Origin of the sequence: Cryobacterium sp. PH29-G1 (genome assembly GCF_030063365.1) — a bacterium.
Classification (GTDB): domain Bacteria; phylum Actinomycetota; class Actinomycetes; order Actinomycetales; family Microbacteriaceae; genus Cryobacterium.
The window spans coordinates 464,024-484,893 of the sequence record NZ_JASISY010000002.1; the positions used below are offsets into that span (position 1 = coordinate 464,024).

Consider the following 20,870-nt stretch of genomic DNA (forward strand, 5'->3'; position numbering starts at 1 on the left):
CAGTTAGTAGGTCGTGAGGCCGCGCGCGCGAAACTGGTCGCGCACCCGCTCCAGCAGCGTGGCATCCGGCGGTTGCACCCCGTGCAGCGGGTAGGGAATGGCAAGGCGGTTCCATTTATCCTCACCCATCTGGTGAAACGGCAAAACCTCCACGCGCGACACGTTCGGCCAGCGGGCCACAATCTCGGCGACCGCGTCGACGTTGTCGACCGCGTCGGTCAGCCCGGGCACCAGCACGAACCGAATCCACACGTCGGTGCCGCGTGCACAGAGCCGGTCGCCGAATGCGATCGTCGGTGCCAGCTCGCGCCCGGTCACCGCACGATAGGTGTCGGGCAAGCCCGACTTCACGTCGAGCAGCACCAGGTCGGTGTTATCCAGTAGCGCGTCGGAGGCACTCATACCGAGATACCCCGACGTGTCGAGGGCGGTGTGCACACCGAGCTCGCGGCACTGCGCAAACACGCGCTCCACGACCGCGGGTTGCATGAGCGGTTCACCGCCCGAGAGCGTCACCCCGCCGCCGGTCGCCGCGAACACCCCCCGATAACGACGGATGCGTTCCAACACCTCGTCTATCGGCGTGAGCACCCCGTCGCGCATCTTCCAGGTGTCGGGATTATGGCAGTACTGGCAGCGCAGCAGGCAACCAGAAAGAAAGAAGGTCAGCCGGGTGCCCGGACCATCGACGGCCGTGACCAGTTCCCAGGAGTGCACGCTCGCTATCGTGCCGGTGCGATGCCCCTCTACCTGCTCGTGGTGAAATTCCGGTCGACCCAGCTGTACCGCAACCATTGGAGGCCCGCCCTCAGACGCTCGTATGAAACGTGCGGCTGATGACGTCGAGCTGCTGCTCCCGGGTGAGCCGCACGAAGTTCACGGCGTAGCCCGAGACCCGGATGGTGAGCTGGGGATAGTTCTCCGGGTGCTCCATGGCATCTTCGAGGGTCTGGCGGTTCAGCACGTTCACGTTGAGGTGATACCCGTTCGCGAGCGTGTAGGCGTCGATCAGTCCGACCAGATTGGTGACCTGCTCGGCGGGAGTGTGCCCGAGCCCGGTCGGTACGACCGTATTGGTCAGGGAGATGCCGTCCTGCGCTTCGGAATAGGGCAGTTTGGCCACGCTCAGCGCCGAGGCGAGCATGCCGTGCGTGTCGCGGCCGTTCATCGGGTTGGCTCCGGGCGCGAACGGTGCGCCGGCTCGACGACCGTCGGGCGTGTTTCCGGTCTTCTTGCCGTAAACGACGTTCGAGGTGATCGTGAGCACCGACTGGGTGTGCACGGCGTTCCGGTAGGTGGGGTGCCGCCGGATCATGGCCATGAACGTTTCTACGATGGAGACCGCGATGGCGTCGACCCGGTCATCGTCGTTACCGAACGAGGGATACTCGCCGTCGATGGTGTAGTCGACGACGAGTCCGGTGTCGTCCCGAACGGGTCGCACGGTGGCGTATTTGATGGCGGCCAGCGAATCGGCGGCGACGCTGAGACCGGCGATACCGCAGGCCATCGTGCGCAAGATCGTGCCGTCGTGCAGGGCCATCTCGAGGCGTTCGTAGGCGTATTTATCGTGCATGTAGTGAATGCAGTTGAGCGCGTTCACGTAGGTTTCGGCGAGCCACTCGAGGCTCGCGAGGTAGGCGGACCACACCGTGTCGTAATCGAGCACATCACCGGTCACCGCTGCAGTGACTGGGGCAATCTGTTCACCGGTCAACTCGTCGCGCCCCCCGTTGATGGCGTAGAGCAGCGCCTTGACGACGTTGACCCTGGCCCCGAAGAACTGCATCTGCTTGCCCACTCCCATGGGCGAGACGCAGCAGGCGATCGCGGCATCGTCACCCCAGGCGTCTCGAATGAGGTCGTCGGACTCGTATTGAATGGCCGAGGTATCGATGGAGACCTGCGCGCAGAAGCGCTTGAAACCATCGGGCAGACTATCGGTCCAAAACACCGTGAGGTTCGGCTCCGGCGCCGGACCGAGGTTGTACAGGGTCTGCAGAAATCGAAACGCGGTCTTGACCACGAGGGTGCGCCCGTCGGCACCGGTCCCACCGAGCGATTCGGTGACCCAGGTCGGGTCGCCGGAGAACAGCTGGTCGTACTCCGGAGTGCGCAAAAAACGCACGATGCGCAGTTTGATCACGAGGTCGTCGATGAGTTCCTGCGCCTGGCTTTCGGTCAGGATCCCCGCCGCCAGGTCACGCTCCAGGTAGGCGTCGAGGAACGCGCTATTACGGCCGAACGACATGGCAGCGCCGTTTTGTTCCTTGACCGCGCCGAGATAAGCGAAGTACAGCCACTGCACCGCTTCGGTCGCGCTCTGCGCCGGACGGGCAATATCGAAACCGTAGCCGGCCGCCATCTGAATGAGTTCGTGCAGGGCGCGCACCTGCTCGGCGTTCTCCTCGCGGGAACGAATCACGTCTTCGGTGCTCGGCTGCAGGTCCAGAGCGGCGCGTTCAAGCTTTTTGGCCGCGATCAGGGCGGTCACGCCGTAGAGCGCGACGCGCCGGTAGTCACCGATGATGCGGCCGCGACCATAGGCATCCGGCAGTCCCGTGATGAGGTGGCTGTGCCTGGCGCGTTTGACCGCGGGCGGGTAAACGTCAAAGACGCCGTCGTTGTGGGTCTTGCGGTATTTCGTGAAGATGGTTTCCAGTTGGGGCGAGACCGGGTACCCGTAGGTTTCGAGGCTGGTCGCCACCATGCGCCAGCCGCCGAACGGCATAATCGCCCGCTTGAGCGGGGCATCCGTTTGCAGTCCGACGATGATTTCGTTCGGCCGGTCGATGTAGCCGGGCGCGTGCGCGGTGATCGACGCCGGGGTGGTGGCGTCCACGTCGTAGACGCCGAGAGCCCGTTCCCGGGGGAACATCGCCGACAGGCGCTCCCAAAGGCCGAGGGTGCGCGCGGTGGCCCCGGTCAGAAAACTCGCGTCCCCCGAATACGGCGTGTAGTTGCGTTGGATGAAATCGCGCACGTCGATGCCGTGCTGCCACGGCCCGCCGGTGAAGCCGGCCCAGCCATTGTCAGCGCTGGTCGTGGATCGCGGGGAGTCGAGGATGGTCATGCCTCCACGGTAAGCGAGCGGTCCGCCGTCTGTCTCGGGCCGTAAGTCCCGTCTTTTGTTCCTGGATCCGGTACGCATAGATCCCGTACGCATAGATCCCGTACGCATAGATCCAGCGGATGTGTGTAATCAGCTGTCGGCAGCGGGCGCGTCCATGCCCAGCTCGTCTACCGGCTTCTGGTTGAAAGGCTCCGGCAGATGCTCGATCGGGCAGTTGAGGATGGTGTCCGGGGTGGAATGGTCAATCGTGTGTTCCGACATCGGCCGGCCGCACACCGGACAGATCGCCTCCCCGACCCGTTCGACTACCGGTCCGTACGGGCCCGCTGGGGCTGGACCCAGGGCGGGATACAGTTTTCGATTGAGCCAATCAATGAAACCGACGTAGCCCTTCTTGTTCGAGGACGACTCATCGAATCGGGTGAACTCGTTCTCAGTCATACCGGCAGGGTAGTCTTAACCTCCAGCATTTAGCTAGGACTTGCAGCAGAACTCTGCAGCCATTCAGCCCATCCGGCGGCGGCGGCGGCCCGCGGTCAGCGCTTCAGGCCCGGAAACTGGTCGTCGCGCCACTCATCGGGCAGTCGGGTACCGGCGGCGGAGGCATCGTCTTCGCGCTCGCGCAGCTCCACCCGGCGAATCTTTCCCGAGATGGTTTTGGGCAGGTCGAAGAACTCCACCCGGCGCACGCGCATGTAGGCGGGCAGCCCCGTACGGGCGTGTCGCAGCACCGCTTCGGCGGTTTCTTTGGTTGGCTCCCATCCCGGAGCGAGGTGAATGTAGGCCTTGGGAATGTTCAGCCGCGTGGCGTCGGGGGCAGGAACAACAGCAGCTTCGGCGACCGCGGGGTGTTCGAGCAGCACGCTCTCCACCTCAAACGGCGACACCTTGTAATCGCTCGACTTGAACACATCATCGGTACGGCCGATGAAGGTGAGGTACCCGTCGGCATCCACTGTGGCGACATCGCCGGTGTGAAAGAAGCCACCGCGAATGGCATGCGCGGTGAGATCGGGTTCGCCGTGGTAGCCGCTCATGAGGTTGACCGGACTCGTCGACAGGTCCAGACAGATTTCGCCTTCGGCGGCGGGTAGCTCCGTGATCGGATCAAGCAGCTTGATGCTCACTCCGGGCAGGGGCAGGCCCATCGACCCGGCTTTGAGAATGGAACCCGGCCCGTTGCCGACGATCGCGGTGGTCTCCGTCTGGCCGAATCCGTCCCGGATCGTCAGTTTCCAGCCGTTGTCGATCTGCCGAATAACCTCGGGGTTGAGCGGTTCACCGGCGGAGAGCAACTCGCGCAGGCTGGCCGGGCGGGCGCCGACATCCGCTTGAATGAGCATGCGCCAGACCGTCGGCGGCGCACAGAAGGTGCTGACCTCGGCGCGGTGCAGTTGCGCGATGAGCCCGGCCGGGTCGAACTTGGAGTAGTTGTAGATGAACACGGTCGCCTCGGCGATCCACGGGGCGAAGAAGCAGCTCCAGGCGTGCTTACCCCAGCCGGGCGAGCTGATCGCCAGGTGCACGTCACCGGGACGAAGACCCAGCCAGTACATGGTCGACAGGTGGCCGACCGGGTACGAGGTCTGCGAGTGCAGCACCATCTTCGGCTTGTTCGTTGTGCCAGAGGTGAAATAGATCAAGGACGGGTCGGCGGATGCCACGACCGTGGTGATGGGCTCCGGGGTGACCTCGTAGGCGTCGGCGAAGTCGGCCCATCCCTCACGGGGGGTGCCCACGCCGATGCGCGTGTAATCGCCGGCAACGTCGTCGAATTTGGCGGCATCAGCCGAGTTGGCGATCACGTGGGTGACGCCGCCGCGCTGCACGCGGTCGGTCAGATCGTGCGAGGCGAGCACGGCGCTCGTGGGCATGATGACGGCGCCGACCTTCATGATGGCGAGCATCGCCTCCCAGATTTCTCGCTGGTTACCGAGCATGAGCATGACATGATCGCCGCGGCCCACACCTTGCCGGGTCAGCCAGGTAGCGACCTGATCGGAGCGGTGGGCCATCTGCGCGAAACTGAACTTTTGCTCGCTGCCGTCTTCTTCGACGATCCACAGCGCAATGTTGTCGTTGTCGCGTGCCAGCACGTCGAACCAGTCCGTGGCCCAGTTGAAGTGCTCCCCCACATCGGGCCAGCGAAACTCCTGTGTCGCACGTGCGTGATCGTCGCGCAGGGCCAGAAGCTGGTCGCGTGCGGCACGGTAGTTCTGTGTGCTCGTATTAGTCGTGCTCGTGCTCACCTGATGAGTCATACGTCGTTGTCTCCTCGAACGAGTCGCCAAGTGCGAAACGGCGACAGTTCATTCTGTCAGTGCTGCGGGGCGGCCTGCGCCGTGCCGAGAATCTGTGCTGGCCGGTAGTCTGCGAGGGATGACATTCGCACCAGATCCACGTTCCGTTGTTCCCTCGCCGGCTCTCCAGATTTCTGCCGCCGAAATTTTCGAGCTGGTCGGCTACCGCACGGCGATGCGGGCCGTGCAGGACGCGCTCACTGCCGGGCTCGACCCGGCACAGGACTTCGACCGGCAGGTACTGGCGGTGGCGAGTGGCCAGCTGCTGCTCATGCCCACGGAGTCCACTGATTTTGTCGGTATCAAGGTGGCCTCCGTGGCGCCGGGCAACCCGGCACTTCGCCGAGAGCGCATTCAGGGCGTCTATCTGCTGCTGGATGCCGCGACGCTCACCACGATCGCCCTGTTCGACGGTGCCGCGATCACCACCCTGCGCACCCCGGCCGTGTCGGCCGCAGCCGCAGATTATCTGGCCCCGAGCCGAGTGCAACACCTGGTCGTCTTCGGTTCGGGGCCGCAGGCCTGGGGACACATCGAGGCGATGCGAGCCATTCGCTCCATCGATCGCGTCACGATCGTGGCCCGGGACCAAGCCCGCGCCGAGCAGTTCGCGGCCCGGGTCACGACGGGCGGTCTGCCGGCGACCGTCGGCACCAGCTCCGATGTGGCGACGGCGCAGCTGATCGTGTGTGCGACCACCGCCCGTACCCCGCTGTTTGACGGCAGGCTCGTACCAGCAGATTGCTGCATCGTGGCGGTCGGTTCGCACGAAGCGGATGCCCGCGAGCTCGACTCCGCGCTCCTCGCCCGATCGCAGGTCGTGGTCGAAGACCCGGCGACGGCCCGGCGCGAGGCCGGCGACGTCATCATGGCGATCACCGACGGGGTGATCGAGCCTGGCGACCTCGTGCCGCTGCGGGACATTGCTCGTCATACCAAGGCCGTCGATTCGCACCGACCGCGTATCTTCAAGAGCACGGGAATGTCCTGGGAAGACCTCGTCATCGCAACCGCGGTGTACACGGCGGGGCACAAGCTGCGAGCGTAGTTCGGTCGGCGCGGCAGGCGCGGCAGCAGCCTCCGCGCGCGCGGGCCTATCGTTATGGGGTGACCTATTCGATTCGTTCCCTCGTGCCCGCTGATCTGCCACGCTTGCTGGCCCTCAACAACGACGCTGTTCCCGCCGTCAATGAGTTGGATGCCCCGGCGCTGGCCGCGCTCGTGCAGCACAGCCACCTCGCCGTCGCCGTCGTGGCCGACGAGACGCCAGAGCTGGTGCTCGGCTTCGCCATTCTGTTTGTGGCCGGGGCCGAGTACGAAAGCGAGAACTACCGCTGGTTCTCGAACCGATCCACCGATTTTCTCTACGTCGACCGCATCGTCATGGCCGATGGATTTCGCGGGCAGGGCCTCGGCCAGGTGCTCTACAACGCCATCTTCGGTGCTGCTCGTCGCGAGGTGCTCGCCGAGGTACTGTGCGAGGTCAACCTGGAACCACCGAACCCGGGGTCGCTCGCTTTTCACGACCGGCTCGGGTTTGTGGAGGTCGGCCAGTTGTCGACGAAGGGCGACACCGTCGTGGTGAGCCTGCTGGCGGCATCCGTTTAGGCAGCGGTTCGTCCTAGTCGTGCGCCTGGTCGTTCGTCGCGGGTGTCGGCCGGGGCAAGTCGAGCCGTTCAAGAATGGCGTGTAGGTCGGTGATCATCGCGAGCTGGCGGTTATTGATCTCCAGCAGCGCCTCGATATCGGTCTTGGCGGCAATGTTCGTATCGAAGTCGTGTTGGGCCAGCGCTGCCGAGATCGCATCCTGACGCTTGGCCGAGATGAGCAAAATAGCGCCCTGCAGGCCGGCGAGCATGCTCAGAAACAGGTTGAGCAGAATGAACGGGTACGGATCCCAGCCGGAGGCGAAGGAGTTCGCCACCGCCCAGAGAATCATGAACAGCACGAAACCGCCGACGAACCGCCAGCTGCCCATGGAGTTACGCAGGGTGTCGGCGGCCCGCTCCCCCGGCGTCAGGGATTTCTTGTGCTGTTGATGCCAGGTGATGGTGAGTCCGCGACGGGCGCTCACCGTGCGTGCCGCAGGCGCCGTTTGAGGTTCGGGTGCGGAGGTGCGGGCGCCCGGCTGAGGTTCAGTCTTCATGGGCTCAGTATGCACTGGCGCCGATAGTGACACTGACGCCGCGTGGGAGCCTTCTGTATACACAAATAGTGACCTTTGTGGGTATTCACCGATTCAGGCCGCACTGTTCTGCTCGTCATTCTGGTGAAACAGAAATATTTGGATCTCTCTGTATACACAAATGCGGTGGAAGATCAAGGGGGTGCTTTCCCGTAACACTTGCCCCTATGGTCAACGTGACGCGAATTTCACTTGCGCCAAAATCCACCCGAGGGACAACCATCTATGCGAATCACCTGCCCGTTTTGCAAGTCACAAGCCGACCTGAAACCGAACCCGGCGCAGGTGCTGCGTCTCACGCTCCCCCGCTACGTTCTCAAGTGCACCGGGTGCGAACGCACCAGCATCCGCGTTGAGCCCGCGCGTGTACCCCACCCCGTCCTGATGGCGCACGCGACGGCTTAGATCAAAACTATGCCCAGCACTATCCCCGCGCCACGTACCCGAGGCTCTTGTCGACCACATTGACCAGCTCGTCGCCGGCCAGCCAGCGGGCAACGTTGGCCGTGAATTGCTCGGCCAGGCCGTCTCGCCAACCCACCACGTCGCCCGCCATGTGAGCCGAGACCGTCACGCCCGGGATATCCCACAGCGGGCTGGCGGTCGGCAACGGTTCTGTCACGAAGACATCGAGTGAGGCGGCCGCGATCTGGCCTGTGCGTAGGGCCTGCAGCAGGGCAGCCTCGTCAACAAGCGGCCCGCGTGCAACATTAATCAGGTGAGCGGATGCTTTCATCGCCCCGAACACGCCCGCGTCAATCATGCCGCGCGTCTGGGACGTGAGCGGGGCTATGACCACGACATTATCGGCCCACCCCACGTGTTCGGCGAGCGCCGCCGACGGCACGACGATTCCGAAATCCGGGTCATCGGAACTCGCGCGTCGTCCGGAACCCCGAACCTCCAGGCCGACAGCGCGCAACAGCCGGGCAATCTGCCGGCCGATTCCTCCGGTACCGACGATGAGGGCCGTGCTGCCGGCGGTGCGCCGTGACTCGCGGTGCTCCCATTCGTGCCCGCGCTGCAGCGCGCGGCTCCGGTGCAGGTCTTTGTCGTGAGCGAGGATGGTCGCGAGCACGAATTCGGCGATGGGACCGTCGAAAAATCCGTGGGCATTGGTCAGAACGACGCCGGAACGGCGGAACTCGTCGAACAGTACGGTATCCACCCCGGCCGCGGCCACGTGCACCCACTTCAATGCCTGGGCGCGCGGCCACGCCTCCTGCAGCGCGCTGGAAAAGAAATCCCAGAGCAGCAGAATCTCGGCGCTTTCGATGGCGTCGGGCAGCCCGGCAGCATCCGTGTAGCGCACATCGGTCACAAGCTCGAGTGCAGCCATGCCGGCTGGCTTTGGCGCATCGATCGGCTCGCACAACACCACGATGATGGGGCGATGGACTGCCGGGTCGGAGACACCGGAAAGAGAATCGGTGCGCGTCATGCCGGCACGGTGCGCGAACGGTTACTCGGCACGGTCAGCACCACGATCACTCGCGCCGCGGCGCTCGTTCAACCGGCGCTCGGCCAGCACAGCGTTACCGGTCAGGACCGCTTGGGCGATACCGCGGTGTTCCTCGATCCACTCATCGATCCACTCATCGCCGGCCCGAACCGAGTCCGGCAGCACGTTCAGGCACATTCGGGTTTGGGTCATGACGGTACCGTGGATGCGCGCGAGCCCGGGACTGCCGCTCGCCGCCACAAGGTGTTCGTGGAATGCGATGTCCGCGTCGTACAAGGCTGCGCGGTCGTCGGTAGCGGCAGCATTCTCCATCTCGGTGACCTTGTCCAGCAGATCCTGACCGGCGGCAACGTGATCGCCGCGCACAAGGAGCTTGCACGCTGCGGACTCAATGGCGGTGCGCAACACATACATGTCGCGAATCTCGGCATCCGTCATCTCGATCACGAACAGGCCACGGTTGCGAATACTCACGAGCAAACCTTCCTGCGTCAGTCTTTGCATGGCCTCCCGTAGCGGTCCCCGGCTGACACCGAGTTCGCGGGCGAGTTCGGCCTCGCCCAGTTGCGAACCGGGCGCGACCTCACCATGGGCGATCGCGTACCGCAGCTTGCGCGCAATGATCGACGGAGTGGATTCCTGGATCACGGGCTCCAATGAATATCGCTGGGTCATACCGATTTCAGCTCTTTCTTGAGTAAGGATTCGGATCGCTGTCAATTGTTTACAATTCTATCTCAAGTACTCGAAAATGTCGGTCACCGGGCGCAAACTCGTTTATGGGCTTGACGAATTGGCAGTCATGTGATTTCAGGGCGTGCAGCCCGCCCACGGATTCGCCGAGTTCGGCCGCCGCATTTCTTTGGACGAAATCCGGACGGGGACGCTACGCTGGCGGCATGATCGATGGAGACCACGCCCCGAATGCACGCCGATCCGCCAATCCCGACCTCGCCCCGACACATCGGGGCTCAGCCCTGCCCGACTACGTCAACGCCTGGGTATCGACGCAGCGTTGGTTCGGCAACAAGGGGCAGGTCCCCGCCCTGCGCAGCATCGGCCATTTTTCTCTCGATACTGCGGAGCCCGGGATCAGCATTCGCATCGATCTGGTCTTGGACACCGCCAGTCTGGGTCTCACCCTGTACCAGCTTCCGACCACTGAACGAGTTCGCGAACTTCCCAACGCGGACGACGCGCTGATCACGGTGCGTAAGCCCGGCTCCGCGCAGGCACGCTACATCTACGACGCCGCCTACGATCCGGCTTTCGCGGCCGCATTGCTCACCTTTATGGAGCGTCAGGCGGTTTCCGCCTCGATCACGCCGCCGCCGACAGACCGCTCCACCGCCAGCGCGCGTGGCGAAGATCTGCGCCCGGGCTCCGCTGCCCCGACGTCGGTCCCGTTCTCATCGACAGCCCGGTTCTCATCGACAGCCCCGTTCTCATCGACAGCCCCGTTGTCAAAAATTGCGGCGTTCGCAACACCAGCTCGGTTCGTTTCCAGTCGGGTGCTCAGCGGTGAGCAATCGAACACGTCGATCATTGTGCAGCGGGTTGATGCGGCCGGGGCGCCGACCACGCCGATCATCTGCAAGGTTTTTCGCATCATCCATGCCGGAGAGAATCCGGATGTCACGGTGCAGGCCGCGCTGGCCAGAGCCGGATCAAGCCGGATCCCGCTGCCGTTCGGCGCGATTCTCGGCCAGTGGGACGACCCCGCCGAGCCGGGCAACCGTGCTGTGGGCCATCTGGCGTTCGCTCAGGAATTTCTGCCCGACGCCCCGGATGCCTGGCGTACCGCCCTGGTCGCTGCTGCTGCCGGCACCGACTTCACCGGACCCGCCTTTCGGTTGGGGCAGGCTACCGCCGATGTACATCAGGATCTCGCCCGTACCATGCCCACCCTCGAGGCAACGCCCGAGGTCATTGCCGAGCAAATGACGAAGATGCGGCTGCGCTGCGATCAGGCTCTGTACGAAGTGCCGGTTTTGGCCCAATATCGAGGCGCCATCGAGGCGGTGTTCGTTCGGGCAGAGACCGCGTCGTGGCCGAGATTGCAACGCATCCACGGTGATTTTCACCTTGGACAGGTTCTTGACGTCAAGGATCGGGGCTGGGTCCTTCTCGACTTCGAGGGGGAACCGCTGCGCACCCTGCGCGAGCGCACCAGTCCCGATATCCCCCTGCGCGATGTGGCGGGCATGCTCCGGTCGTTCTCCTACGTGTCGGGGGCGATGTCGAGTGCCCCCGACACGGCCACGCCCGCTGTTTTCGAGTGGGCGATGGCCTGCCGCAACGCCTTTTTGAAGGGCTACGTGGAACGATCCGGCGTCAGGCTGGCTGATCAGAGCGCCCTGCTCGATGCCTTCGAACTCGACAAGGCTCTCTACGAGGCGGTGTACGAGACCCGCAACCGCCCCACCTGGCTACCGATCCCCCTCGTCGCGATCGAACGGCTGGTCGGTGCCGCGCACTGAGCCCGTCGCCCTACGGCAACCACCGGTCTAGACGAGCGTCTGCTCCGATTCCATTGCCTCTGCGGCCAGGCGGGCGATCGCCTCGTCGCGCATGTCAATCTTGCGAATCTTGCCCGACACGGTCAGGGGAAAGCTCTCACGAACATCCGTGTATCGGGGCACCTTGAAGTGCGCCAGGCGCCCGTGGCAGAACTCAACCAGATCTTCCACGGTCACTGTGTCGACTCCTGGCTTGAGGATGATGCAGGCCATCAGCTCCTCGCCATACTTGTCGTCGGGAACGCCGATCACCTGCACGTCATGGATGCCCGGGTGGCGCAGCAAGAATTCCTCGATCTCGCGCGGGTAGATGTTCTCGCCCCCACGAATCACCATGTCCTTGATGCGGCCTTCCACCGTGATGTAGCCGTCGGGGTCCATGCTCGCGAGGTCGCCAGTGTGGATCCACCCCTCATTGTCGATCGCTTCCCGAGTCTTCTCCGGCTCATTCCAATACCCCGCGATAACGCTGTACCCGCGCGTGCACAACTCCCCGATTTCGCCGCGCCGCAGCGTGTCACCGGTCTGCGGGTGCACGACCTTATTCTCCAAATGCGGCATCGTGCGCCCCACCGTTGAGGTGCGGCGTTCGATCGTGTCATCGCTGCGGGTCATAGTCGACACCGGCGAGGTTTCGGTCATGCCATAGCAAATGGCCACGTCAACCATGTTCATCTCGCCGATCACGCGGTTCATCACGGCGACGGGGCACGTCGAGCCGGCCATAACTCCGGTGCGCAGCGTCGACAGGTCGTAGTCGGCGAAATCGGGGAGAGCAAGCTCCGCCATAAACATGGTCGGCACCCCGTAGAGCGAGGTGCCGCCATAATTCTGCACGGCCTGCAGGGCAGCGGATGCCGTGAAGCCGCGCCCCGGAATAATCGCGGCGGCACCGTGCGAGTAGATGTTCAGATTGCCGATGACCATACCGAAGCAGTGATAAAACGGTACCGGCAGCACGACACGGTCATGCTCGGTGTACTTGAGCAGTTCGCCGATGAAAAACCCGTTGTTCAAAATGTTTCGGTGGGTCAGCGTTGCCCCCTTGGGGAACCCCGTCGTCCCCGATGTGTACTGCAGGTTGATCGGGTCGTTCGCCCGGAGCTCGTCCATGCGGTCCCGAAGATCGAGTGGGGAGATGTCGATGCCCGCATCGAGCACCGCACCCAGCGTGAATTCACCGGACTGGCTCGGGCGGTCCTCATCGTCGATGAAGACGAGTTCGTGCAGTTCGGAACAGCTCGCGAACGCCGCCCGCGCCATGCTCGTATAGTCGCTGTTCTTATCGGAGGGGGCCGCGATGAGCATGCGCATGCTGCACTGCCGAATCACGTATTCAAGTTCGACGATTCGAAACGCCGGGTTCACGTTCACGAGAATGGCGCCGACCTTGGCGGTCGCGTACTGAACGATCGTCCACTCGGCGCAGTTGGGAGACCAGATGCCGACGCGATCGCCACGCTGAATGCCCAGGGCGAGGAGCCCGGAGGCCAGCCGGTCAACGTGCGCATTCAGCTCGGTATAACTCCACTGTCTACCGGTCGCGACCTCGATGAGCGCGTCGCGGTCCGCAAACCGCGCCACGGTCTGTTCAAAATGATCGCCGATCGTGGCTTCCAACAGTGGCTGGTTCGAGGGGCTTTGAGAGTACGACGACATGTGCAGGATCTCCTTTGATCACTGTGAATGGCCGTGACAGCGTCACGCGTACGGTGAGTTGATTGGTGTGAAGCGGTTGATTGGAGTGGAGCTGACGCGAACCTAGCTCGTGAAGCCGAGAGCTCGGGAGATGACCATGAGCTGCACTTCGGTCGTGCCCTCGCCCAGTTCCAAGACTTTCGAATCACGATAGTGCCGCGCCACCGGGTTCTCATTCATGAAGCCGTAGCCGCCGAAGATTTGTGTCGCGTCGCGGGCGTTGTCCATCGCGGCTTCGCTCCCGACCATTTTGGCGATCGAGGCTTCCATCTTGAACGGCTTGCCGTTGATCATTTTAAGTGCCGCGTCGTAGTAGGCGAGGCGCGCTGTGTGCACGCGAGCCTGCATCCGGGAGATCTTGAACGCGATGTGCTGATTCGATCCGATCGAACGACCGAACACGTTGCGGCTGTTGGCGTAGCGGATGGATTCCTCGAGGCAGCCCTGGGCAGCACCGGTGCAGAGTGCGGCGAAGGCGATGCGGCCCTCGTCGAGGGTCTGTACGAAGTTGGCGAATCCTCGGCCTCGTTCGCCGAGCAGGTTGGCTTCCGGCACGCGAACATTATCGAACACGAGCGGATGCGTGTCGGAGGTGTGCCAGCCGACCTTGTCGTAGGAGGGCAGAGCGGTGAACCCGGGAGTGGGCGTGGGGACCAGGATGGCGGTGAGTTCCTTCTTGATCGAACCGTCGGCGCGAGTGGACTCTCCCGTGACCGCCGTGACCGTGACGAGCCGGGTGATGTCGGAACCGGAGTTGGTGATGAACTGTTTCGTACCGTTGATCACCCATTCGCCGCCCGTGAGGTTTGCGGTGGTTTTGGTACCCGCGGCGTCTGAGCCGGCATCCGCTTCGGTGAGGCCGAATGCGGCGAGCGCCGAGCCGCTGGCGAGCTGGGGAACCCACTCTTGTTTCTGCGCCTCGGTGCCGCGGCGATAGACGGGCATAATGCCGAGGCCAACGCCGGCTTCAAGGGTCACGGCAATGCTCTGGTCGGCGCGCGCGAGCTGCTCAACGGCGAGGCAGAGGGCGAAGTAGTCCTTACCTTGGCCGCCGTACTCAACCGGGAAGGGCAGCCCGAAGAGCCCCATCTCGCCCATCTGAGCGATGATGCCGTACGGCAGGCTGCGCTTCGTGTCGTACTCGTACGCGGCGGGCGCCACGACGGTGTCGGCGAAGTCGCGTACCTTCTCGCTCAGGGCCTGGTATTCGGGGGTAAGTTCGTAGCTCATTCGGTGACTCCCTTGTCTGAAGACTGTTCTGCAGCCTGATCTGGCGTAATGGTGGCGACGATCTGGTCGAGTTTGACCAGATCTCCTGTTTTAACAGTCACGGTGACCCGTCCTTCGGTCTGGGCCACGAGTTTGTGTTCCATCTTCATGGCCTCCACCACGAGGATGGTCTGGCCGGCTGCAACGAGGTCTCCGCTGCCGGCGTTCACGGCCACGACGGTGCCGGGCATGGGTGAGCGCACGTCGGGGCTCACCGCTCCCGGTACTCGGTCGCGGCTCAGCAGGTGTTCGGCGAGTTGCTCGGCGCGCGAGCGGTGACGCAGGGTCATCGAGAAGCCATCGGCTCCCAGGAACAGCTCGGGGCCGCGCTGAGCCACCTCGTAGACACGGGTAATGCCCCCGTAGTCCACACTCACCGCAGAATCGCTCAGGGTCGACAGACCAGCCGCGACGGGCGCACCATCGCCGACCGTAACGGATGCCCGCCCCGGTTCGCCGCTCACGCTGACGACAACGGAGTCGGTCGCTGACACGCCCAGGCAGTAGCGGATGGCCCGAGCCTCGCCGAGCCGCCACCCGGTTGGGCGAGCCCACACCGGGTTCGCTCCTGCGTCGGAGGAGTCGCGCAGTGCGCGCTCGCGCAGGTACAGTGCGGCGGCGGCGAGCAGGTGATCGTCGGCACCGCGAAAGATCAGGGTGGGCAGTCGTCGTTCAATCAGGCCGGTGTCGAGATGCCCCGCGCGCACGGCCTCATCTTGCAGCAGCAGTCGCAGGTACTCCGTGTTGGTGTGTACTCCGAGCACGACGGTGTCGCCGAGCGCCCGGTCGAGCCGGGTGAGCGCTTCCAGCCGGGTGGGTGCCCAGGCGATCACCTTGGCGAGCATTGGATCGTAGTGGGAAGCGATCTCGAGGCCTTCGGTCAGCGAACTGTCGACACGCACGCCCGTGCCGGTCGCCTCGCGCAGGCTCAGCACCGTACCGGTCGTGGGCAGAAAACCGCGCTCGGGGTTCTCGGCGTACACGCGAGCCTCCACGGCGTGGCCGGTGAGGCGCACATCGGACTGCTCGATGGTGAGCGGTTCCCCGGCGGCAATGCGCACCTGCCAGTCCACGAGGTCGATACCGGTGACCATCTCGGTGACGGGGTGTTCCACCTGGAGTCGGGTGTTCATTTCCATGAAGAAGAATTCGCCGGGCGCGGCATCGGAAACCAGAAATTCCACGGTGCCGGCGCCGCTGTAGCCCACGCTGCGCGAGGCGGCACACGCCGCCTCGCCGATGCTGGCGCGGGTGGTCGCATCGAGCAGCGGCGAGGGAGCCTCTTCGATCACCTTCTGGTGGCGACGCTGCAGGGAACATTCCCGCTCGCCCAGGTGAATGACGGCGCCGTGGTTGTCGGCGAGTACCTGCACCTCGATGTGCCGTGGCGTCGCTATCAGACGTTCGATCAGCAGCGTGTCGTCTCCGAACGCGCTCTGGGCCACCCGCCGTGCGGTTTCGAGGGTAGCCGCGAGGTCTTCTTCGCGTTCGACCACGTGCATCCCCTTGCCGCCGCCGCCCGCCGAGGGCTTGATCAGCATGGGGTAGCCGACGTTGCCGGCAGCCTCGATGAGCTGTTCGTTGCTGAGGCCGGGCAGGGCGACGCCCGGGATGGTGGGCACGCCGTAGCCGGCCACGTGGTTTTTCGAACGAATCTTGTCGCCCATCATGTTGAGCGCGTGCACACTCGGACCGATGAACACGATGCCGGCGTCGGCACAGGACTGGGCGAAGGATTGGTTCTCGCTGAGGAATCCGTAGCCCGGGTGGATCGCCTGGGCTCCGGTTTTGGCAGCGGCGTCAAGCACGGCTTCAACGTTGAGGTAGCTGTCGGCGGGCGCCGGGCCGCCCAGGCGCACCGCGGCATCCGCCAGTGACACGTGGCGCGCGTTGCGGTCGGCGTCGCTGTACACCGCAATCGAGCGGATGCCCCGCTCACGCAGAGTGCGAATGATGCGGCACGCGATTTCGCCGCGGTTGGCGACGAGAACGGTGTCGAACGGCGTGATCGGGGTAGTCGGGGTGATCGGGGTGATCGGGGTGGTCGGGGTGATCGGGGTGATCTGTGGCTCTGTCATGGACTCACTCACATTCGGAAGAGGCCGAAGGCGGAGTCGCCCAGCGGCGCGGTGGCGCAGACGGAGAGGGCAAGGCCCAGTACCGTGCGGGTATCGGCGGGGTCGATGACGCCGTCGTCCCAGAGCCGGGCGGTCGAGTAGTACGGGCTGCCCTGCCGCTCGTAGGTCTCCAGGATCGGCTCCTTGAAGGTGGTCTCTGCGGCAGCCGACCATTCGTCACCGGCACCCTCGATCTGTTCCCGTTTCACGGTGGCGAGAACGGATGAGGCCTGGGCGCCGCCCATCACCGAGATGCGGCTGCCCGGCCACATCCAGAGGAAACGCGGGGAGTAGGCCCGGCCGCACATGGAATAGTTGCCGGCGCCGAAGGAGCCGCCGATGACGACCGTGAGCTTGGGCACGCGGGCGGTGGCGACAGCGGTGACCATTTTGGCGCCGTTCTTGGCAATGCCGCCGGCCTCGTAGTCGCGGCCCACCATAAAGCCGGAGATATTCTGCAGAAACACGAGCGGGATCCCCCGCTGATCACAGAGTTCGATGAAGTGTGCGCCCTTCAGCGCGGACTCGGAGAACAGAACCCCGTTGTTGGCGACGATGCCGACCGGGTGACCGTGCAGGTGCGCGAAGCCCGTGATCAGGGTCGTGCCGTATTCCTTCTTGAACTCATGGAATTCGCTGCCGTCCACCAGACGGGCAATGACCTCGTGCACGTCGTACTGGCCCTGCACGTCGGTGGGTACCGCTCCGTAGAGCTCACCCTCGTCAGCGACGGGTGGAATGGTGGGGATCAGATCCCACGGCGCGGTCGCGGGCCGCGGCAGGGTCGACACAATGTCGCGCACGATCTGCAGCGCGTGTTCGTCGTTTTCGGCCAGGTGATCCGTGACGCCGGAGACCCGGGCGTGCAGGTCGCCGCCGCCGAGTTCTTCGGCCGTGACGATCTCACCGATCGCTGCTTTCACGAGCGGTGGGCCGCCGAGAAAGATCGTGCCCTGATTGCGCACGATCACGGTCTCGTCACTCATGGCCGGAACGTAGGCTCCGCCTGCGGTGCAGGAACCCATGACCGAGGCGATCTGCGGGATCTTGGCCGCGGACATCCGTGCCTGGTTGTAGAAGATGCGGCCGAAGTGATCCCGATCGGGAAAGACCTCGTCCTGCATCGGTAGGAAGGCACCGCCGGAGTCGACGAGGTAGATGCACGGCAGGTGGTTTTCAAGGGCGATCTCCTGGGCACGCAGGTGCTTCTTCACGGTCATCGGGTAGTACGTGCCGCCCTTGACCGTGGCGTCGTTGGAGATGACGAGCACGAAGCGTCCGTGCACGAGACCGATTCCGGCGATCACCCCGGCCCCGGGGCTGTCATCGTTATAGAGGCCGGTTGCCGCGAGTGGGGCGATCTCGAGAAACGGGCTGCCCTCATCGAGCAGCTGGTCAATACGTTCCCGCGGCAGGAGCTTTCCACGGTCGAGGTGGCGCTGCCGGGATTTCTCAGGACCACCGAGAGCGGCGCGAGCGAGTCGTTCCTTCAGGTCGGACACCAGCGCACGTTGGGCGGCATCGTTCGTCTGAAACGTCTGAGCAGTGGAGTCGAGCTGACTCACGAGTGTCTCCATCGACAACTTCCCTTGTGAACCCGGATGACCCGGTCTCAAGAACAGTTAGTGATTACTAACTGGGATTCAGGTTAGTCAGTATTAACTGGGAAGTCCAGTCCCGGCCGCGCTCCGACCAGATTTCGAGTAACGCGGCAATAACGCCGCGCGGCGTATCGTGTGCGCCGTTCCCGGCACAGCACCGGTTCCGGCACCGTGCCATAAACAACCACGCATGCAAGGAGTAGTTCCATGGCAGAAAACAATTCCGGCCAGGGCAACGAGGAGAAATTCGTTAGCGAAGGTGAGTTTCAGGCTGGAGAACCGGCATCCGGTGTCATCTCCGGCGTCACCTTCGGGCCGACCGAAGTCGTCTATTACAAGGTCAACAACCTGGCCGTCTTCGAAGGTGACATCGTGCTGGGCACCGTCGCCGAGATGGAGCAGACCAAAGACGAGGCAAACCACGACGACGGTCGCGCCCGTGCCGTCATTATCACCGGCGCTCGATTTCGCTGGCCCAACGCCCAGGTTCCGTTCCAGATCAACGCCGCCCTGCCCAACCAACAAAGGGTGCGCGATGCGATCGCCCACTGGGAGGCGCGCACGCCCATCCGCTTTCCGGAACGCACCACCGCCAATGCCGCACAATTTCCCAACTTCGTCGAGTTCAGCGATTCCGGCGGATGCTGGTCGATGCTGGGCATGCAGGGTAACGGCATGCAGACCATCAGCCTCGGTACCGGGTGCACGAGCGGCAACGCTATCCACGAGATCGGCCATGCGGTCGGGCTCTGGCACGAACAAAGTCGCGAGGACCGCAACACCTTCGTGACCATCAATGTGGCCAATATCGAGCCGGGCATGGAGAGTCAGTTCGACCAGCACATCGTGGACGGCGACGATGTCGGCGGCTATGACTACGGCTCGATCATGCACTATCCGCGCACCGCCTTCTCGAAGAATGGACAGGAAACGATCACGCCGGTGCAGGCCGGAGCTCAGATCGGTCAGCGCACAGCGCTGTCGGCCGGTGACATCGCTGCCGTCAACTTCATGTATCCACAGACTCCCCGGGCGAGTTCGGGCCCAGTCGTGTCGTGGGGACCTGGCCGGCTGGATGCCTTCGTTCTGGGCACCAACCGGGCCGTGTTCCACAAGTGGTTCAGCGGAGCCTGGGGCCCGTCGGTCGCCGGTTACGAAAACATGGGCGGAATTGCCGAATGCGTTCCGCAGGTCGTGGCGTGGGCTCCAAACCGGCTCGACCTGTTCGTCACCGGAACCGACAGTGCGCTGTACCACAAGTGGTTCAACGGCAGCGCCTGGGGTCCGTCAGTGACGGGCTATGAAAATATGGGCGGCGTCATTCTCGGAAATCCGCGCGTTGTGGCGTGGGGGCCGAACCGGCTCGACGTATTCGTCGTCGGCAGCGATCACGCGCTGTACCACAAGTGGTTCAACGGGTCATGGGGTCCATCGGTGACCGGCTACGAAAACATGGGCGGAATCATCGTCGGTCAGCCCGAAGTCGTCTCCTGGGGACCGAACCGGCTCGATGTTTTCGTGATCGGTACCGACCGGGCGCTCTACCACAAGTGGTGGAACGGCTCGACGTGGGGCCCGTCCCTCACCGGATACGAACGTCTCGGCGGAGTGTGCACTTCGTCGCCGCGGGTCGTCTCGTGGGGCCCGAACCGGCTCGACGTCTTCGTCACGGGAACCGACGGTGCGCTCTACCACAAGTGGTGGAACGGCTCGGTTTGGGGTCCGTCGGTCAACGACTTCGAGCGTCTCGGCGGCATCGTCGTGGGCGAACCCGAGGCCGTCTCGTGGGGCCCGAACCGGCTCGATCTGTTTGTGATCGGCACCGATAGTGCGCTCTATCACAAGTGGTTTGACGGCAATTCCTGGGGCCCGTCAGTGCTCGGCTACGAGAACATGGGCGGCATCGCCACCTCGCAGCCGCGCGTGGTCTCGTGGGCTTCCGGTCGGCTCGACGTCTTCCTCACCGGAACCAACAGCGCGTTGTTTCACAAGTGGTTCAACGGCGCAACGTGGGGTCCATCGCTCACCGGCTACGAGAGCCTGGGCGGAGTTATCACGTCGTTCGACGAAGCGGAGGTTCGAGCCGACACGGCGCGTTCCGCCACGGCAGGTTCAGACACGGCGGGTTCAGACGCGATGGACCGGGATACGAACTAGCGCCGCGTTTTGTCGCGCCGGATCGTATATAACCGGATCGAATACAACCGGGTGGGACTGCGTCGATACAAAGTCCCCCTCGGTTATATTTGGGCGGCTTACATTCGCGCTGGTCGCATTCGGGCCGGTCGCATTCGGGCCGGCGACGCTCACGCTGGCGACACCCGGGTTTGTCTGGGCGCCCTCCCGCACATGAACCCGCACGTTCAGACGACGGATGTCGGTGATCACGCGTGCAGGCACGGTCACTGTGAAAGGCAGCTCGGTTTCGGCCGGCCCGGCCTCTGCCATCTCAATTTCGGAGCGGGCCGGGATGTGAAAGCTGGTGCCGCTCATGATGGTGCTCGGGGCATCCGCGCGCGATACGTCTTCGACGAGCACGGTGACCGTGAACGCACCGATGGGTCGATCCCCATCGGCAAACTCGATGACGCCGGTCACCACGGCATTCTGCTCGGAGAGCGCTGACATGGCATCCATGGTGCCACC

Annotated in this window: 16 protein-coding genes; 4 read left to right on the top strand and 12 right to left on the bottom strand. The window is 64.0% G+C overall.

Translation table 11 applies throughout. The features are described from left to right. Window positions 1-3: 3 nt before the first annotated feature. The 4 genes from pflA to QMK22_RS04565 form a co-directional block, all read right to left on the bottom strand. A complete protein-coding gene (pflA, locus tag QMK22_RS04550) occupies window positions 4-795 on the bottom strand; it encodes a pyruvate formate-lyase-activating protein (protein WP_283496435.1) in 792 nt (263 codons plus the stop codon). 13 nt (window positions 796-808) lie between these two features. Then, window positions 809-3,073, bottom strand: a complete 2,265-nt coding sequence (gene pflB, locus QMK22_RS04555; RefSeq protein ID WP_283496436.1) for a formate C-acetyltransferase — start codon at window positions 3,071-3,073, stop codon at window positions 809-811. Between the two features lie 129 nt (window positions 3,074-3,202). Beyond that, window positions 3,203-3,514, bottom strand: a complete 312-nt coding sequence (locus tag QMK22_RS04560; protein ID WP_283496437.1) for a hypothetical protein — start codon at window positions 3,512-3,514, stop codon at window positions 3,203-3,205. A 95-nt stretch (window positions 3,515-3,609) separates the two neighbouring features. Further along, on the bottom strand, window positions 3,610-5,334 hold the full coding sequence (locus QMK22_RS04565; RefSeq protein WP_283496438.1) for an AMP-binding protein: 1,725 nt from the start codon (window positions 5,332-5,334) through the stop codon (window positions 3,610-3,612). A 118-nt stretch (window positions 5,335-5,452) separates the two neighbouring features. Between QMK22_RS04565 and QMK22_RS04570 the strand changes: the two genes are divergently transcribed. Next, on the top strand, window positions 5,453-6,421 hold the full coding sequence (locus QMK22_RS04570; protein ID WP_283496439.1) for an ornithine cyclodeaminase family protein: 969 nt from the start codon (window positions 5,453-5,455) through the stop codon (window positions 6,419-6,421). A gap of 59 nt (window positions 6,422-6,480) precedes the next feature. Beyond that, a complete protein-coding gene (locus QMK22_RS04575) occupies window positions 6,481-6,981 on the top strand; it encodes a GNAT family N-acetyltransferase (RefSeq protein ID WP_283496440.1) in 501 nt (166 codons plus the stop codon). A 13-nt stretch (window positions 6,982-6,994) separates the two neighbouring features. On the opposite strand, the gene QMK22_RS04580 is transcribed toward QMK22_RS04575, so the two are convergent. From QMK22_RS04580 to QMK22_RS04590, 3 genes are all read right to left on the bottom strand, one after another. Next, complete coding sequence (locus QMK22_RS04580) at window positions 6,995-7,519, bottom strand: DUF1003 domain-containing protein (RefSeq protein WP_349360584.1); 525 nt, start codon at window positions 7,517-7,519, stop codon at window positions 6,995-6,997. A gap of 463 nt (window positions 7,520-7,982) precedes the next feature. Further along, on the bottom strand, window positions 7,983-8,999 hold the full coding sequence (locus QMK22_RS04585) for a D-2-hydroxyacid dehydrogenase (RefSeq protein WP_283496441.1): 1,017 nt from the start codon (window positions 8,997-8,999) through the stop codon (window positions 7,983-7,985). A 21-nt stretch (window positions 9,000-9,020) separates the two neighbouring features. Then, a complete protein-coding gene (locus QMK22_RS04590; RefSeq protein ID WP_283496442.1) occupies window positions 9,021-9,695 on the bottom strand; it encodes a GntR family transcriptional regulator in 675 nt (224 codons plus the stop codon). Between the two features lie 224 nt (window positions 9,696-9,919). Here QMK22_RS04590 and QMK22_RS04595 point away from each other — a divergent pair, with 224 nt between their 5' ends. Beyond that, the gene (locus QMK22_RS04595; RefSeq protein ID WP_283496443.1) at window positions 9,920-11,500 is read left to right on the top strand and encodes a maltokinase N-terminal cap-like domain-containing protein; all 1,581 of its coding nucleotides are present in this window, start codon (window positions 9,920-9,922) and stop codon (window positions 11,498-11,500) included. 27 nt (window positions 11,501-11,527) lie between these two features. Here the strand turns inward: QMK22_RS04595 and QMK22_RS04600 are convergent, their stop codons facing one another. The 4 genes from QMK22_RS04600 to QMK22_RS04615 all read right to left on the bottom strand — a co-directional run bounded on the left by QMK22_RS04600 (window position 11,528) and on the right by QMK22_RS04615 (window position 18,200). Beyond that, window positions 11,528-13,198: an AMP-binding protein gene (locus QMK22_RS04600; RefSeq protein WP_283496444.1), complete on the bottom strand. Its 1,671-nt coding sequence runs from the start codon at window positions 13,196-13,198 to the stop codon at window positions 11,528-11,530. A gap of 102 nt (window positions 13,199-13,300) precedes the next feature. Next, window positions 13,301-14,467: an acyl-CoA dehydrogenase family protein gene (locus tag QMK22_RS04605; RefSeq protein WP_283496445.1), complete on the bottom strand. Its 1,167-nt coding sequence runs from the start codon at window positions 14,465-14,467 to the stop codon at window positions 13,301-13,303. Then, the gene (locus QMK22_RS04610; RefSeq protein WP_283496446.1) at window positions 14,464-16,584 is read right to left on the bottom strand and encodes an acetyl/propionyl/methylcrotonyl-CoA carboxylase subunit alpha; all 2,121 of its coding nucleotides are present in this window, start codon (window positions 16,582-16,584) and stop codon (window positions 14,464-14,466) included. Before QMK22_RS04610 ends, QMK22_RS04605 begins: the two co-directional genes overlap by 4 nt. Before the next feature lie 8 nt (window positions 16,585-16,592). Continuing rightward, on the bottom strand, window positions 16,593-18,200 hold the full coding sequence (locus tag QMK22_RS04615) for a carboxyl transferase domain-containing protein (protein WP_283496447.1): 1,608 nt from the start codon (window positions 18,198-18,200) through the stop codon (window positions 16,593-16,595). Between the two features lie 231 nt (window positions 18,201-18,431). Between QMK22_RS04615 and legP the strand changes: the two genes are divergently transcribed. Next, window positions 18,432-20,381, top strand: a complete 1,950-nt coding sequence (gene legP / locus QMK22_RS04620; RefSeq protein WP_283496448.1) for a Dot/Icm T4SS effector Zinc-dependent metalloprotease LegP — start codon at window positions 18,432-18,434, stop codon at window positions 20,379-20,381. Here the strand turns inward: legP and QMK22_RS04625 are convergent. Further along, window positions 20,352-20,861, bottom strand: a complete 510-nt coding sequence (locus QMK22_RS04625; protein WP_283496449.1) for a hypothetical protein — start codon at window positions 20,859-20,861, stop codon at window positions 20,352-20,354. The genes legP and QMK22_RS04625 overlap by 30 nt on opposite strands. Window positions 20,862-20,870 lie beyond the last annotated feature (9 nt).